Annotated in this window: 12 protein-coding genes; 5 read left to right on the forward strand and 7 right to left on the reverse strand. The window is 72.5% G+C overall.

The genetic code is table 11. The features are described 5' to 3' along the window. The first annotated feature begins 75 nt into the window (after positions 1 to 75). A complete protein-coding gene (locus tag ACFXB5_RS07235) occupies positions 76 to 495 on the forward strand; it encodes a VOC family protein (RefSeq protein ID WP_385203535.1) in 420 nt (139 codons plus the stop codon). A gap of 23 nt (positions 496 to 518) precedes the next feature. Here the strand turns inward: ACFXB5_RS07235 and ACFXB5_RS07240 are convergent, their stop codons facing one another. Then, on the reverse strand, positions 519 to 2,612 hold the full coding sequence (locus ACFXB5_RS07240; protein WP_385203621.1) for a HelD family protein: 2,094 nt from the start codon (positions 2,610 to 2,612) through the stop codon (positions 519 to 521). Positions 2,613 to 3,024: 412 nt separating this feature from the next. Next, positions 3,025 to 4,674, reverse strand: coding sequence for a DNA repair helicase XPB (locus tag ACFXB5_RS07245; RefSeq protein WP_385203538.1), 1,650 nt, complete (start codon positions 4,672 to 4,674; stop codon positions 3,025 to 3,027). A gap of 172 nt (positions 4,675 to 4,846) precedes the next feature. On the opposite strand from ACFXB5_RS07245, the gene ACFXB5_RS07250 reads away from it, so the two are divergent. Further along, entirely contained in the window at positions 4,847 to 5,854 is a 1,008-nt protein-coding gene (locus tag ACFXB5_RS07250; protein ID WP_385203540.1) for a VanZ family protein, read from the forward strand. Between the two features lie 58 nt (positions 5,855 to 5,912). Here the strand turns inward: ACFXB5_RS07250 and ACFXB5_RS07255 are convergent, their stop codons facing one another. Further along, positions 5,913 to 8,849, reverse strand: a complete 2,937-nt coding sequence (locus ACFXB5_RS07255; RefSeq protein WP_385203624.1) for a helicase-associated domain-containing protein — start codon at positions 8,847 to 8,849, stop codon at positions 5,913 to 5,915. 309 nt (positions 8,850 to 9,158) lie between these two features. On the opposite strand from ACFXB5_RS07255, the gene ACFXB5_RS07260 reads away from it, so the two are divergent. Beyond that, complete coding sequence (locus ACFXB5_RS07260; protein ID WP_385203543.1) at positions 9,159 to 10,436, forward strand: hypothetical protein; 1,278 nt, start codon at positions 9,159 to 9,161, stop codon at positions 10,434 to 10,436. A 72-nt stretch (positions 10,437 to 10,508) separates the two neighbouring features. Here ACFXB5_RS07260 and ACFXB5_RS07265 read toward each other — a convergent pair whose 3' ends face one another. From ACFXB5_RS07265 to ACFXB5_RS07275, 3 genes are read right to left on the reverse strand one after another with little or no spacing between them, the layout of a single operon-like run. Continuing rightward, positions 10,509 to 11,486, reverse strand: a complete 978-nt coding sequence (locus tag ACFXB5_RS07265; RefSeq protein WP_385203544.1) for an ATP-binding cassette domain-containing protein — start codon at positions 11,484 to 11,486, stop codon at positions 10,509 to 10,511. Further along, on the reverse strand, positions 11,483 to 12,655 hold the full coding sequence (locus ACFXB5_RS07270) for a FecCD family ABC transporter permease (protein ID WP_385203546.1): 1,173 nt from the start codon (positions 12,653 to 12,655) through the stop codon (positions 11,483 to 11,485). Before ACFXB5_RS07270 ends, ACFXB5_RS07265 begins: the two co-directional genes overlap by 4 nt. Next, positions 12,652 to 13,776: a FecCD family ABC transporter permease gene (locus ACFXB5_RS07275; RefSeq protein WP_385203548.1), complete on the reverse strand. Its 1,125-nt coding sequence runs from the start codon at positions 13,774 to 13,776 to the stop codon at positions 12,652 to 12,654. The genes ACFXB5_RS07270 and ACFXB5_RS07275 overlap by 4 nt, the downstream gene beginning before the upstream one ends. A 66-nt stretch (positions 13,777 to 13,842) precedes the next feature. Here ACFXB5_RS07275 and ACFXB5_RS07280 point away from each other — a divergent pair, with 66 nt between their 5' ends. Beyond that, positions 13,843 to 14,484, forward strand: coding sequence for an HAD family hydrolase (locus tag ACFXB5_RS07280; RefSeq protein WP_385203551.1), 642 nt, complete (start codon positions 13,843 to 13,845; stop codon positions 14,482 to 14,484). A gap of 119 nt (positions 14,485 to 14,603) precedes the next feature. On the opposite strand, the gene ACFXB5_RS07285 is transcribed toward ACFXB5_RS07280, so the two are convergent. Next, complete coding sequence (locus ACFXB5_RS07285) at positions 14,604 to 14,945, reverse strand: hypothetical protein (protein ID WP_385203554.1); 342 nt, start codon at positions 14,943 to 14,945, stop codon at positions 14,604 to 14,606. Between the two features lie 135 nt (positions 14,946 to 15,080). Between ACFXB5_RS07285 and ACFXB5_RS07290 the strand changes: the two genes are divergently transcribed. Next, the gene (locus ACFXB5_RS07290; protein ID WP_014177506.1) at positions 15,081 to 15,464 is read left to right on the forward strand and encodes a cold-shock protein; all 384 of its coding nucleotides are present in this window, start codon (positions 15,081 to 15,083) and stop codon (positions 15,462 to 15,464) included. The last annotated feature ends 143 nt before the right edge of the window (positions 15,465 to 15,607 follow it).

The following is a 15,607-nucleotide window of genomic DNA, read 5'->3' on the forward strand; positions in this document are numbered from 1 at the left end:
GATACCGGGCGGCTTCTGCCCGGTATCGACCGTACGGTCATCCGCACGGCACACAACACCTCACGGGAGCTTGCCATGCACTTCGCCTCGATCCGCATCATCACCGAGGACGTCGCCCGGATCGTCGACTTCTACGAGCGGGCCACGGGCCTGACGGCGAAGCGGTATACGGACGACTTCGCCGAGCTCATGACATCGAGCGGAACCCTCGCCCTTGCGAGCACCCGCACGGTGCGGGTGCTCGGTGAGCGGGCGCCGCGGCCCGCGGCGAACCAGAGCGTGATCGTGGAGTTCCGCGTCGCCGATGTCGACGGTGAGTACGAGAGGCTCAAGGAGTTCGACGTCGAGATCGTGAACGAGCCCACCACGCAGCCCTGGGGCAACCGTTCGCTGCTGTTCAGGGACCCCGACGGCAATCTCGTCAACTTCTTCGCGCCCGTCACCCCGGACGCCCTCAAGCGATACGAGCAGCAGATCGCTGAAGCCGAGGCATAACGGTCAGGTCAGGTCGGCTCAGCTCAGCTCAGCCGCTCCGGCAGGGGTGCGCCGTGGACCACCGTCAGCCCCGACACCGCACGCGTCAGGGCCACGTACAGGCGGCGCAGCCCCGTGCGTTCGTCGGGTTCGCCGTCGACCACCGCGGCCGGTTCGTCCAGGACCACGTAGTCGTACTCCAGACCCTTGGCCAGCGTCGCCGGGACGAGGGTGAGGCGGGATTCCGCGCTGGTCTCCTCGCCGGGGGTGAGGTGGGTCAGGCCCGCCGCGTCGAGGGCCTGGGCCAGGGCCGGGATGCGGGCGTCGGCCGCGATCAGCCCGATCGAGCCCTCGTGCCTGAGGGCCTCGTGGCAGGCGGTGATCACGGCCGCGTCCAGTTCCGCGGAACCCACGGCCCGTACGGAGAAGTCGCCCGCCGCCTCGCGGATCGAGGTGGCCTCCGACAGGCCGGGGGCGATCGCGGGCAGCAGCCGGGAGGCGTACGCGATCACCTCGCGCGGCACCCGGAAGCCCTGGGTCAGCTCCTCGATCCCCGCCCCCTCCTTGCCCAGGTGGATCAGGGCCTCCTCCCAGCTGGCCGTCGCCCACGGGGTGGTGCCCTGGGCGATGTCGCCGAGCACGGTCGCCGAGCCGGTGCTGCAGCGGCGGCCGACCGCGCGGTACTGCATGGGGGAGAGGTCCTGCGCCTCGTCCAGGACCACATGGCCGAGGGACGGGGTGCGCTCGATGAGATCGGCGGCCTCGTCGATCAGCACCAGGTCCGCCGGGGACCACTTCGCGGACTTCACCCCGCGCGACGGCTTCGCCCACAGGATGGTCTTCTGCTCGTCGGCGTCGAGGACGCCCTCCGCGTGCTCGGCCAGGAAGTCGGCGTCGGAGAGTAGCCGCAGCACCAGCTTGGCCGGGTCGACCGGTGGCCAGATCGCCTTGACGGCCGCCTTCACGGCGGGGTTACGGGCCACCGTGTCCTGGACCCGGTCGTCGGGTGCCTCGCCCGCCTGTTCCATCCGGACCAGCACGGCGTGCGCGATGCGCCGCGGAAGCGCCTCGCGGGCCGCGCCGTAGCGGATGTCGCGGGTGAGCAACTCCTCGACGATCTCCTCCAGTTCGTACGCGGGCACCCGCCAGCGGCGTGAGCCGCGCACCACGACGCACGGCTCGGTGGGCCGGGTGACGTACGAGCGCAGGGCGCGGCGCAGCACCTCGGCCAGCCGGGCGTCGCCCTTGATACGGGCCGCGTCGGCGGAGTCGGTGCCCCGCGTCACCGCGCCCAGGGACGGCCGGGTCACCAGGTCCTCGACGGTCGCCTGGGCCACCTGCAGCTCGCCCAGGGCGGGCAGGACCTGCTCGATGTAGTGGAGGAAGGAGCGGTTCGGGCCGATGACCAGGGTGCCGGAGCGGGCCAGCCGCTCGCGGTGCGCGTACAGCAGATACGCCACCCGGTGCAGCCCCACGGCCGTCTTACCGGTGCCTGGCGCCCCCTGGACGCAGATGGTGCCGCCGATCCCCTGGCGGACGATCTCGTCCTGCTCCGGCTGGATCGTCGCGACGATGTCCCGCATGGGGCCGACACGCGGGCGCTCGATCTCGGACTGGAGCAGCTTGCTGGTCTGCGACCCCCCGGCGGAGCCGGAAAATGTCTCAGTGGTGGGGTCGGAGAGCCGTTCGTCCTCGTACGCCGTCAACTCGCCGCCCGTATAGCCGAAGCGGCGGCGCAGCCCGATTTCCATCGGCGCCTTCTTGGACGCCTGGTAGAAGGGCTGGGAGACGGGGGCACGCCAGTCGATGACCATGGGGTCGCCATCCGCGTCGTGCACATGGCGGCGGCCGATATAGAAGCGTTCCCCTTCGGCGCCCTCCGCCACCTCCGCGCCCGGCGCGTGCAGATAGTCGAGGCGGCCGAAGAAGAGCGGGGTGTCGGCGAGGTCGGCGAGGGCCTTGATGCGTTCGCTGACCTGGTGGTGCAGCGCTTCGGCGTTGACCCAGTTCGCGGCGACGTCCCGGAGGTCGAGGGCCTCCACGTCGGCGCGCATGGCGCGCAGCGCGGCGCGGGACGCGGTCAGATGGGCGCGCTCCCGCGCGAGGGGGTCTGGGTGGTCAGGGGCGTGCGAGGGCACGGCGTAGCCTCCGGCGAGCGAGTACACAAAAGCGAGTGCACAAAGCGGATGCGCGGTACGTAGCGGTACGTACATGACGCGCGATACGAGATGCCCACCGGTTTCCGGCCGGTCGGCGGCTCTCCCGTTCGGAACGCGGGAGGCGGCAAGACCGGCGATTGTAGCCAGGGCATGTCGGGGAGGCGAATGAATTATGACGGGGCGGTCGCCCTCGGCCAGTCAGGCGAGCCGCAGCGCGCGGAAGGTCACGCGCTGGTTGAAGGTGCCGGGTCCTGCTGACACCCACGATCCTTCCGGGTGGGGAACGCCCCGGGCAGAGCCGCCAGTCACCGGTCCCTCATGACAGAAGTCATGGGGTTATGAGGGCATGGGTGACCGGTGATTGGCGACCGCGACGGCGACGGCCCGAATGTCAGACGTCCTCGTCCGCGAGCAGTTCGCTCGCGTCCACGATCCGGTACGCGTACCCCTGCTCGGCCAGGAACCGCTGGCGGTGCGCCGCGAAGTCCTGATCGATCGTGTCGCGCGCGACCACCGAGTAGAAGATCGCCGGGTGGCCGTCGGCCTTCGGGCGCAGCACCCGGCCGAGCCGCTGGGCCTCCTCCTGGCGCGATCCGAACGTGCCGGAGACCTGGATGGCGACCGTGGCCTCGGGGAGGTCGATGGAGAAGTTGGCGACCTTCGAGACGACGAGCACCGACAGCTCGCCCTGCCGGAAGGCGTCGAAGAGCTTCTCCCGCTGGGCGTTGGTGGTCTCGCCCTTGATGACGGGCGCGTCCAGGTGCTCGCCCAGCTCGTCGAGCTGGTCGATGTACTGCCCGATGACCAGCGTCTGCTGCCCCTTGTGCCGGGCGACCAGCGCCTCGGTGATCCGCCGCTTGGAGTCGGTCGTGGCGCAGTAGCGGTACTTCTCGTCGGTCTCGGCTGTCGCGTACGTCAGCCGCTCGGCCTCGGTCAGATTGACCCGGACCTCGACACAGTCGGCGGGCGCGATGTAGCCCTGCGCCTCGATCTCCTTCCAGGGGGCGTCGAAGCGCTTCGGCCCGATGAGCGAGAAGACATCGGACTCCCGGCCGTCCTCCCGGACGAGCGTCGCCGTGAGCCCGAGCCGCCGCCGCGCCTGCAGATCGGCGGTGAACTTGAAGACGGGCGCCGGCAGCAGATGCACCTCGTCGTAGACGATCAGGCCCCAGTCGCGGGAGTCGAACAGCTCGAGGTGCGGGTAGATGCCCTTCCGCTTGGTGGTGAGCACCTGGTACGTGGCGATCGTGATCGGGCGGATCTCCTTCCGCGTACCGCTGTACTCACCGATCTCCTCCTCGGTGAGCGAGGTGCGGCGCACCAGCTCGTGCTTCCACTGGCGGGCGGAGACGGTGTTGGTGACCAGGATCAGCGTGGTCGACTTGGCGGTGGCCATCGCACCCGCCCCGACCAGCGTCTTTCCGGCGCCGCAGGGCAGCACGACGACGCCCGAGCCGCCATGCCAGAAGCCCTCCACGGCCTGCGTCTGATACGGCCGCAGCGCCCAGCCGTCCTCGCGCAGCTCGATGGGGTGCGCCTCGCCGTCCACATAGCCGGCCAGGTCCTCGGCGGGCCAGCCCAGCTTCAGCAGCGTCTGCTTGATCTGGCCGCGCTCGGAGGGGTGGACGACGACCGTCTCCGGGTCGATCCGTGCGCCGACCAGCGGCTGGATCTTCTTCGACCGCAGGATCTCCTCGAGGATCGGGCGGTCGCTGGTCTCCAGGACCAGCCCGTGGGTGGGGTGCTTGAGCAGCCGCAGCCGCCCGTAGCGGGCCATGGTCTCCGCGACGTCCACGAGGAGGGCGTGCGGGACGGGGTAGCGGGAGTACGCCACGAGGGCGTCCACGACCTGCTCGGCGTCGTGCCCGGCGGCGCGGGCGTTCCACAGCCCGAGCGGGGTCACCCGGTAGGTGTGGATGTGCTCGGGCGCTCGCTCCAACTCGGCGAAGGGCGCGATGGCGCGGCGGCAGGCGCCCGCCTGCTCGTGATCCACCTCGAGCAGGAGCGTCTTGTCGCTTTGGACGATGAGGGGTCCATTCACGCGCCTGGGTCCTTTCGTACTGCCGGCCAAAGAACCAGTGTCCCCCATCGAGAAGGCGTGGCGGAGAGCCACAGGGATACTCCGGGCGGCTACGGGCAAGCGGCGAAGACGGATATGGATCGACGGGGCCACGACAACAGAGCCCGAGCTACCTGGGCGGGAGGGAGTCCCAGTGATCAGCATCGCTGGATGGGAGATCCGGCGGACGGCGGACAAGCGGACGACGGTAAAGCGGACGGCGGAGAAGAGGTCGGGGGAGAAGAGGCCGGCGGAGAAGAGGCCGACGGAGAAGAGGTCGGGGGAGAGGCAGTCCGCGGAGAAGAAGCCGCAGGCGGGTTCCCGGACGGCGGGGGGCCGGAAGAGGGCGAGCGGACAGGGCCAGAAGAAGGCGCCGGGCGGTCAGAACAAGGCGCCGGGCGGTCAAAAGAAGGCGCCCGCGACCGGGAAGAAGCAGAGCGCGAAGTCGCCAGCTGCGGAGACGCCGACCGCGAAGGCGCAGTCCGCGAAGGCCCGGGCCGCGAAGTCGCCGACCGCGAAGGCCCAGTCCGCGAAGACGCAGTCCACGAAGACGCAGTCCACGAAGGCGCAGCCCGCGAAGGGCCAGCCCACCACGGGCCGGACCACCAAGACCCCCGAACCCCAGGGCGCCCCGGAGAAGGCGCTGCTGCAGCGCACCTCGTTCGGCGCGCGCTTCGCGCGGGTGATGGTGCTGCTCCTGGCGTTCGTCTGCATGGTCGGCTTCGCGGCGGCGCTCGCCAAGGCCACGCTCGTGCCCTCGCCCGCCTCCGTCGACCTCGTCCACACCAATCTGCATCCGGGACGCTCGCTGCGCGCCTACGTCGACCAGCCCGCCTTCCAGGACACGGTGAAGCAGATCGGCGGCAATGTGCTGCTCGGCGCGCCCTTCGGGGTGCTGCTGCCGATGCTGGTGCCCAAGGCGCGGGGCGCTGTGCGGGTGGTCGTGGTGACGGCTTTGGTGATGGTGGCCGTCGAAACCGTTCAGGGGCTCATCGTCGAGGGCCGGGCCTTCGACATCGACGACGTCATCCTCAACACGTCGGGCGCATTGCTCGGCTATGTCGTGGTCGGCCGCTGGCTCGGCCACGCCCTGCACCCGCGCCGCCGCCACTGGTGGCACCGGTGGACCCGGCGAGGGATCGAGACACCGCCCGCGGCGTGAGCTGTCCCTGTGTGCCGTGGCCCCACCCCGTCCCCGGACCGGACGCCCTCCGGGCGTGTTACGTGGCGTCCTCGGCCAGTTCGGCGGCGCCCGTGATGCGGTGCAGGGGGTACGTACGGACCTCGTCGGCCGTGTGGTCGTACGCCGTGACGAAGCCGCCCTCGACCCGGACCGGGGCGATTACGCGCTGGGTGGCCGCGCCGTTCGCGTTGACGTAGCCGATCCAGACGTTGGAGCCGGTCAGGGCGGCGGCCTGCATGGTGGCGAGGGTGTCGGCGGAAGTGGTGCGGGGCAGCCGGTCGCCACCGGCGGCGGACCCGGACCTTGATCCGGAACCGGCCCCGGCCCCGGACCTGGATCCGGCCCTGGCCCCCGGCCGCGAGCCGGAAGCGGTCTCCGGCCTTGCCTCGGCCGCGACCACCGGTTTGTGGGGCGCGGTCGCGGCGAGGTCCCCGGCACGGATGGCGCGCACCGCCGCGCCCAGCAGGGTGGCGTCGGGCACCGGCGGGCCCTCAGGGACCGGGACGGGCGGCCTACGGGGCGGGGTGCGCTGGGCTTCGGCGCGGCTGATCAGCACATCGCCCTCGGCGGATTCGGCGGCCGGGGCGTATCCCATGGCCCGCAGCCCCTCCAGCAGGGTGTCCGGCGGCGCCTGGGCGGCCAGCACGGTGGGGGCGAGGCGGCGCAGCCGCATCCCCGCCGAACGGCGGTCGGCGAGGATCTCGGCGAGCAGCGCGTCGTCGTCGCAGCGCAGATACGCGGAGGCGGCGCCGATGCGCAGTCGGCCGTGCTTACGGGCCACGTCGTCCACGAGGTAGGCGAGCGGCTGGGGCACCGGGGTGCGGGAGTGCGCGGCGAGGAAGGTGTGCACATCGTCGGCGGTCCGTCCGGCGTCGAGTGCGCGCCGTACGGACTCGGGCGTGAAGCGGTAGACGGTCGCGCCGCCCTTGGACTCGACATCGGCGAGGATGCCCAGCGTCTCGGCGAGCGGCCGTTCCAGCGGGCCGGGCGCGACGGCGGTCAGGTCGGCCTGGAGCAGGACGTGGTCGAGGGGCTCGGGAAGCAGCGGCGCTAGCAGCCGCGCGGCCTGCGCGGACGCGAGGTCGCTCTCGGCGGCCGTCGGCTCGTCCGGGTGGCGTTCCAGCAAGGCGCGGCCGTGGGCGGAGAGCGCGCCCCGGCCGGTGACCCCGAGCATTTCGGCCTCGGCGACGGTCCAGCGGGCCAGCCGCGAGCGCAGGTCCTCGCCGGTGGGCGGGGCGCCGGTGGGCGAGGCGGCGGTGGAGGCGGTTCCGGGGACGGCCGCGGAAGACCAGGTGGCGGCGGACGATGTGGCCCCGGCGGCGGACGATGCGGCCCCGGGGGCGGACCCGGAAGGGGTGGCCGCACCGGGGGCGCCCGCGGTGGGGGCCGGGGCCCCGCGGTGGCCGGTCGGCCGCTCCCACCGCAGCCGGGCCAGCAGGACGTCGCGGGCGGCCGCGGCACCGTGCGGGAGGGCGGCCAGGAGTTCCAGGACCCGGCGGCGGACCTCGGGGGCCGGGGAGCGGTCGAGTTCCGGGCCGAGCGCGGCGAGGGTGCGGCCTCTGCTGTCCCGGCCACCGACCAGGCCCGACGTACGGGTCGCGGGCAGCCAAGCCGCGGCGAGCCGCGCCCAGCGCTCCTCGGCGGGCAGCCGCAGCCAGTCGTCGTAGGCGGGGGTGGGGGCGTAGCGCTCGTCGGTCTCGCCGTCGGAGGCCACCAGCCCGGCCGCGTAGGCCAGCTCGATCCAGAAGGCGGCCACCGGTTCTGACACGTCGATTGCCACGGCGGTTCGCTTGAGGTCGCGGACGCTCAGCCCGCCCGCGCGCAGGACGGGCGGCCCGGCGGTCTCCCACTGCCCCAGGAGCTCTTCGACGGTGGCCAGGGCGGTGAACGTCTGGCCCGCCGCGGTGTTGTCCACAACCTGTGGATCGTGCTCGACGGTGGGCGAGAGCGGCGGAGCGAACGGCTCGGGGGCGCGGTGTGCGCGGCCGTGGCGCAGATGCAGGGCGGCCTCGCGGGGCAGTACGACATTGCGCGGGCCGGACGGCAGCAGCAGCCCGTGGTCCAGCAGCCAGCCGATGGGCGGGGTGGGCGAGGCGACGGACGCCTCCCCGTACGGCGGCCCCCAGGTCAGCTTGGCCAGCACGCCCGCCGCGCCCGCCGGTGCCCCGTCGAGCAGCGCCGCCATCCGGGCGCGGTCCCGGAACAGCTCGGCCAGGGCCGCCGCCGCCGTGACGGGATCGTGGGTGGGCGACTGCCCGGCCGCCGCCAGCAGCTCCTGAAGCCGCCCCGGCGACATCCCGGACGTGGCCTCCTGCACGGTCGGGCCGAGCCCGGTCGGGGAGGGTGAGGTGGGCGAGGGCGCGAGCAGCTCCCGAGCGGTCCGGACGAGCCGGAGCCGATCGTCCCCACCCCAGATCAGGGCCTGCTCGCGCAGCGTGGCCACGGCCCGCGGCAACTCGGCGACGATCGCGGCGCGTTCCTCGGCGCGCAGCGGGGCGCCGATGCCCGCGGTGGTCGTCCCGGCGCCTCCGGGACCCCCGAGTTCCTCCGAGCCTTGGGAGTCCCCGCTGTCCCCGTTGTCCCCGGTCTCCTTCGAGTCTCGTGAGTCCCCGTTGCCCCTGTTGTCCCCGGTCTCCTTCGAGTCTCGTGAGTCCCCGCTGTCCCCGTTGTCCCCGGTCTCCTTCGAGTCTCGTGAGTCCCCGTTGCCCCTGTTGTCCCCGGCCTCCTCCGGCTCCGGGCCCTCGTCGCCCGTCAGCAGGTCCCGCAGGGTCTCGTACGAGCACGGGTCGGGCGCGATGGCCAGGGCCTCGGCGGTCTGTTGCGCGAATCGGTCGAGACGCTCCACGGCTCGTACCACCGAGGCGCGGGTGCCCGCGCGGGTGGCGAGCTGGGTGAGGTCGTTCGGGACCGGGGAGAGCAGATCGGGGCGGGCGCGCAGCAGGGCGGCGAGGGCGTCGTCGGGCCGGGTGCGCAGCTCATCGGCGAGGGTGCGCGGCACCCCGCGGCCACGGTCGCCGTGGCCGCCGTCTCGTGGGCCGCCGCCCGGGGGGACGCGATCCTGCGGACCGCTGCCCCCGTGGCCGGTGTCTGCGGGCAACTCATGCCTCCCGGTTGCGCGAGCTGGTCTCTTCGGGCATGTCAGCCCTCTCGATTCCATGAACTGCTCATTCGATCCACAGTACCCGCGGGGTGCGGGACGGAGGGGGTGCGGCGGGATTCCGGTTCCGCGCGGTACCGTCGGAGCCGACTGATACGCCGACGGTGCGCATTCTCAGGGGTCTTGGTGGGGATCGAGAGCGAAAAGCTCGTCTACGACTATCTGAGCCGTGTCGGTGACCTGGCTCAGCAGCAAGGTCTGTCGTCCGGTGAACGTATGCGGCTGGTCTCCGGGCTTCGTGCCGATATCGACCATCGACGGGCCACCGGAGGGGCGGACAGCCCGGCCGGGGTGAAGCGGATCCTGTCCAAGCTGGGCTCACCGGCCGATGTGGTGGCCGCCGCGGGTGGCCGAGGCCCCGACCCGGGGTCGGGGGGAATGGGCGGTGACCCCAGTACGGAGGGCGGCGGTGCGGGCGGCGGTGTGGCGCCGCGAGGGGCCGCCGGGGCGGCGCGGGCGGCCCGGGACAAGCTGGCCGGGCTCGCCAAGAGCAGCGGTCTCACCGGTAAGGTGCCCGCCCCGCGCGAGGAGGACGCCCCGGGGGTGCCCGGCAGCGGCCGGAACGGGGACGGCCGCGCCAATCGCACCCCGGGCGACGGCAGCCCCTCCCTGATCAAGCCGAGGCCCGCCACTCCCGCCACGCCCCCGTCCAACGCCGCCTCGCCGCCGCATCTCGCGGGCGAGGACGAACTGGGTCCCGGCGAGTCCGACATGGACTGGTGGCACGTCGAGCCGGGCCCGTTCGCCCAGCCCGAGCAGCGCGACGCGCAGTACGGCGCGGTCGAGGGGTTCACCGGCGGGATCGAGATCCCCGAACTGCTCGGTAAGGGCAAGTCGGCCGAGCAGGAGCGCCAGGAGCGGCGGGAGGCCGAGGAGAAGGCGGCGGCGGAGAAGGAGGCCGCCGAGGCCGAGGCCGCCGCGGAGGCGGAGGCGAAGGCCGAGGCCAAGAAGGCGGAGGCCGGAGGCAAGCCGCGTAGCGGGCTGCGCCGCGTACTGCTCGGGCCCGGTAAGGCGGGTAAGGCGGCCGGTCAGCCCGAGGGCGGGGGTGGCGTCCCCAAATGGGTGTCCGGGCTCGGCCCGGTGCTGCTGGTGGCGGTCGGACTCCTCGTGGCGGGCGCCGCCCTGGGCAACATCATCCCGATCGCGTTCGGCTGGGTGATCGCGTACTACAGCACCTACCGCCGCTCCCCGGCCGAGGCGAGGTGGGCCGCCCTGGGCATGCCCGGCCTGGTCGCGGCCGGGGCCGCGATCTGGCTGTACGGCCGAGCCGACCACAAGTGGGGCAAGGCGATCCCCGAACACGGCTGGAAGGACGCCCTGACCGAGACCTGGCCCTTCGTCGTCCGGGGCGCGGCCATCGCCTCGGTGCTGTTCCTCCTCTGGCGCGCGAGCCGCAGGCGCTGACGCCGGGCGCCGGCCCTGGTCCCGCTCAGCCTTGGCCGGCCTCGCTGCTCAGCCTTGGCCGGCCGCTCGCGCTCAGTCTTGCTCGGCGGCCTGCCAAGGCGTGCCCGGGACGACCAGGGGGCTGCCGGTCACCGGGTCCGGGACGACCACCGAGTCGAGGCCGAAGACCTCGTGCACCAGCTCCGCCGTGACGATGCCCTCCGGGCGGCCGCGTGCCACGATGCTGCCGCCCTTCATCGCGATCAGATGGTCGGCGTAGCGGGCGGCCTGGTTGAGGTCGTGCAGGACGGCGACGACCGTACGGCCGCGTTCGTGGTTGAGCTGGCGCACCAGGTCCAGCACCTCCACCTGGTGGGAGATGTCCAGGTACGTCGTCGGCTCGTCCAGCAGCAGCAGATCGGTCTCCTGCGCGAGCGCCATCGCGATCCATACGCGCTGCCGCTGCCCTCCCGACAGCTCGTCCACCGGGCGGTCGGCGAGCGCCGTCACGTCCGTGCGCTCCATGGCGTCCGTGACGGCCCGTTCGTCCTCCTCCGACCACTGCTGCCACCACCGCTGATGCGGCTGGCGGCCACGGGAGACGAGATCGGCGACGGTGATCGCCTCGGGCGCGACCGGGGTCTGCGGAAGCAGCCCCACGGACTGAGCGATCTTCTTCGTCGGGATACGCGCGAGATCCGTGCCGTCGAGGAGCACGGCGCCGCCGCGTGGCCGCAGCAGCCGCCCGAGGGCGCGCAGCAGGGTGGACTTGCCGCAGGCGTTGGGGCCGACGATGACCGTGACCTCGCCGTCGGGTATCTCCAGGTCCAGCCCGTCCACGACGGTGCGGTCCTCGTAGGCGAGGGTCAGCTCGCGTGCGCTGAGCCGGTTCGGCTGGTTCGGCTGGTTCGGCCGGTTCGCGGAAGCGGTTTCCGCCGGACTGGTTTCCGCCGGACCAGCCGGACCGGCTTCCGCCGGATCGGGTTTCGCCGGACCCGCCGGACCGGTTCCCGCCGGACCCGCCGGATCGGCTTCCGGGCTCGTTCCCGTTGTGGACGCCGAAGCGGTCATGCGGCGGTGCCTCCCTTACGGCCGCGTCCCCCGGAAGACAGCAGCAGATGGATCAGATACGGGGCGCCGACCGCGGCCGTCAGCACACCCACCGGCAGTTCGGTCGGCGCGAACAGCTTGCGGGCCAGCAGATCGGCGGTGACGACGATGAACGCTCCGGTCAGGGCCGAGCACAGCAGCGGAATCTGGGCGGTCCGGGTCATCCGGCGGGCGATCTGCGGGGCGAGCAGCGCCACGAAGTCCACCGGGCCTGCCGCGCCCGTCGCCATCGACGCGAGTACGACGCCGAGGGCCACCAGGCCCAGCCGCACTCGCCCGAGCCGTACGCCCAGCGCGGTCGCCGTGTCGTCGTCCATGGACGCCGTGCGCTGCGCCCGCGCCGCCCACAGCACACCGGGCAGCAGCACCAGCAGCGCCCAGCCGAGCGGAGTGGCCTCGCCCCAGCCGCGTCCGTTGAGCGAACCGGTCATCCACACCTTCGCCTGCTGGGCCACGAGATAGTCGCCCTTGGTCAGGAAGAGATGGGTGATCGAGCGCAGCGCGACCGCGAAGCCGATGCCGATGAGCACGAAGCGGGCCGCCTGGAGCCCGCCGCGCCAGGCGAAGACGTACACCAGCCCGGCGGCGGCGAGACCGCCCGCGACGGAGAGGTACGGCAGGACGGCGTAGGAGCTGACCCCGTAGGTCATCGCGCCCACGGTCACCGCGCTCGCGCCCTGGCTGACGCCGATGATGTCGGGGCTGGCGAGGGGGTTGCGGGCCACCGTCTGGATCAGCGCGCCCGCGATGCCGAAGGCGGCGCCGACCATCAGGCCGAGCGTCATCCGGGGCAGCCGCAGCGTGCCGACGACGAGATCGTTCGGGGTGGCCCGGCCGAGGCCCCACTGGGTGTGGAGGACGGTCTTCACGGCGTCGCCGGGGGCGATGAAGCTTTCGCCGACGCACAGATACGTCACGCAGACGGCGGCGGTGGCCAGGGTCAGCCCGATCGCGACGAGGGCCGAGCGGCGGTGCAGCAGGAACGATCCGCCACGTCCGCCACGGCCGCCGTGCCCCTTGCTCTTGACGCGGATCAGCCCGTACCCGGCCGGGCGGACCCCCGCGCGGACCGTACGGACGTCGGTACGGCTGTCGGTACGGCTGTCGGTACGGCTCTCCGTCGCGCTCACGCGGCCACCGCCTTCCGGCGCACCAGCGTGACCAGGAAGGGCACCCCGATCAGCGCGGTCATCACGCCCGCCGGGACCTCGCTCGGCGGGAAGACGACCCGGCCGACCACATCCGAGACCAGCAGCATCACCGGGCCGATCAGGGCGGCCATCGGCAGCACCCAGCGGTGGTCGGTGCCGACGATCGCGCGGGCGATATGGGGGACCGCGAGGCCGATGAAGGCGAGCGGACCGGCGGCGGCGACCCCGACGCCGGTGAGGATCGTGGCGCCGAGGGCGGCGACGATCCGTACGACCGCCACGTTCTGGCCGAGCCCCTTCGCGACGTCCTCGCCGAGCGCCAGTGCGTCCAGACCGCGCGCCACCGCGATCACCAGCACCGTGCCGACCAGCAGGAACGGCCAGATCTGGCCGACGATCCCGGTGTCCCGCCCGGTGAGCGAGCCGATCTGCCAGAAGCGGAACTCATCCAGGGCCGCCGCCTTCGTCGTCAGCACGCCCGTCGTCACGGACACCAGCAGCGCGTTGATCGCGGCGCCGGAGAGCGCGAGCTTGACCGGGGTCGCGCCGCCCCGCCCGCTGGTGGCGATGGCGTAGACAGCGACCGACGCCAGCCCCGCGCCCGCGAAGGCGAACCAGACAAAGCCGCTGAGCGTGTGCACCCCGGCGAAGGCGATCGCGAGCACCACGCCCACCGAGGCGCCCTGGCTGATGCCGAGGATGCCGGGGTCGGCGATCGGGTTGCGGGTGACGCCCTGCATCACGGTGCCCGCCATGGCGAGCGCCGCGCCGACCATCAGCCCGATGAGGGTGCGCGGCAGCCGCAGGGACCGCACGATGTCGGCGGCGTCGCTGGAACCGCCGTGCAGCAGCGCGTCCACGACCGCGCTCGGCGCGATTTGGCGGCTGCCCACGGCGAGGCTCAGCAGGACGGCGAGCAGCAGGGCGACGACGGCCACGGCCGTCCAGCCGAGGCGGCGCCGGACCAGGGAGGCGCGGACCGGGGAGGTGGGAACCGGGGAGTTGGGGGCCGGGGAGGTGTGGGCCGGAGAGGTGCGGACCGGGGAGGCGCGGACCAGGGGGGCTCTGGGAGGGCGGTTGCTGGTCCGGTCGGCGGTCATCGCGTCCGTTCGCTCGTCGGCTACGAAGTTAGGCGAGGCTAAGTGTATGGGGTGGGCCGAGGCACAATGGCGGGCATGTCTTCGCACTCCGCTCTCACCGTCGGCTTCGACCTCGACATGACCCTCATCGACTCCCGGCCGGGCATCAAGGCGGCGTACGAGGCGCTCTCGGCCCGGACCGGCACCTACATCGACTCCGACCTCGCCATCACCCGGCTCGGCCCGCCGCTGGAGCAGGAGCTGGTGCACTGGTTCCCCGATGAGCGCGTCGAGGAGATAGGCGAGCTCTACCGCGAGATCTACCCGGAGTACGCGATCGCGCCCACCCTGGCCATGAAGGGGGCGCGGGAGGCGATCGAGGCCGTGCGGCGGGCGGGCGGCCGGGCCATCGTCGTCACCGCGAAGCACGAGCCCAACGCCAAGCTGCACCTGAGCCACCTGGGCATCGAGGCGGACGCGGTCATCGGCTGGCTGTGGGCCGAGGCCAAGGCGGAGGCGCTGCGGGAGTACGGGGCGACGGTGTACGTCGGGGACCACACGGGTGACGTACGGGGCGCCCGTACGGCCGGTGCGCTCTCCGTGGCGGTCGCCACCGGGCCCTGCGCGGCGGACGAACTGCTCACGGCCGGCGCGGATGTCGTGCTGGACGATCTGACGGCGTTCCCGGTCTGGCTGTCGGGCTACATAGGCGATCGCACGGCGGGCTGAGCCGCCCAGCTCATGAGCTCACCGGCTCATGAGCCCATCAGCTCACGCGCTCATGAGCCCACCAGCCTATGAGCCCAGCCGGTTCGCCTGATGCACCCGGTTCGCCTGATGCACCCGGTTCACCCGGACGGCGGTACGGGGGGCGGTGACACCCGGGCGGTGGCCGCGGCCTCCCGCCGCTGTGCCGCGATGGAGCGCAGCAGCCCGACGGCGGCGAGGGCGAAGCCGACGCCCATCAGCATGCAGACGAAGTACGCCACCGAGGGCAGCGGATCCGCGCCCAGGAAGAGCGGCGCGACGGTGACGAGCGTGGCCACCGCTCCGATGGCGAAGACGATGACGCCGGACCGGATGAGCCGGTCGCCGGGAAGGGACGCCTCTCGAGGGTGGCTGGGGGAGCCGCCGCGGTGCGGGGTTTCATTACTCACCGGACCAGGGTAGATCCGTGCCAGAGCGCGCATAGGAACCACCCGGGTACGTCTTGTCACCAGGCTCGGGACCATTAGCCTTGGTGGTGGCGGGTCTTACGACCCGCTGTAGTGCTATCGAGAGCTGTTTTTCCGTGTTTTCCGACGAGCGACGAGGACGAGACAGACGTGCCTACCGGCAAGGTCAAGTGGTTCAACAGTGAGAAGGGCTTTGGCTTTCTCTCCCGCGATGACGGTGGCGACGTCTTCGTTCACTCGTCGGTGCTTCCGGAAGGCGTCGACTCACTGAAGCCGGGGCAGCGCGTGGAATTCGGCGTGGTGGCCGGAAATCGCGGGGATCAGGCATTGTCCGTCACCGTTCTCGATCCGACTCCCTCCGTGGCGGCCGCCCAGCGCCGCAAGCCGGACGAGCTGGCGTCCATCGTCCAGGACCTGACCACCCTGCTGGAGAATGTCACGCAGCAGCTGGAGCGCGGCCGCTATCCGGACAAGGCGCACGGCCACAAAATCGCGGGCATGCTGCGGGCGGTGGCCGACCAGCTCGACGTTTGACCTGAGTCCCAGCTGAGTCCGGGCTGAGTCTGGTCCGAGTTCGACCTGAGCGGCCCGGCGCGCATCGGCACATACGACATTCCGTCATACGACATTCCGCCAGCGGAGCCGGTGGGGTGTGCAGGCCGCGCCCGTTGGCGGGT

This window comes from Streptomyces sp. NPDC059455 (assembly GCF_042750115.1).
Lineage (GTDB): Bacteria > Actinomycetota > Actinomycetes > Streptomycetales > Streptomycetaceae > Streptomyces > Streptomyces endocoffeicus.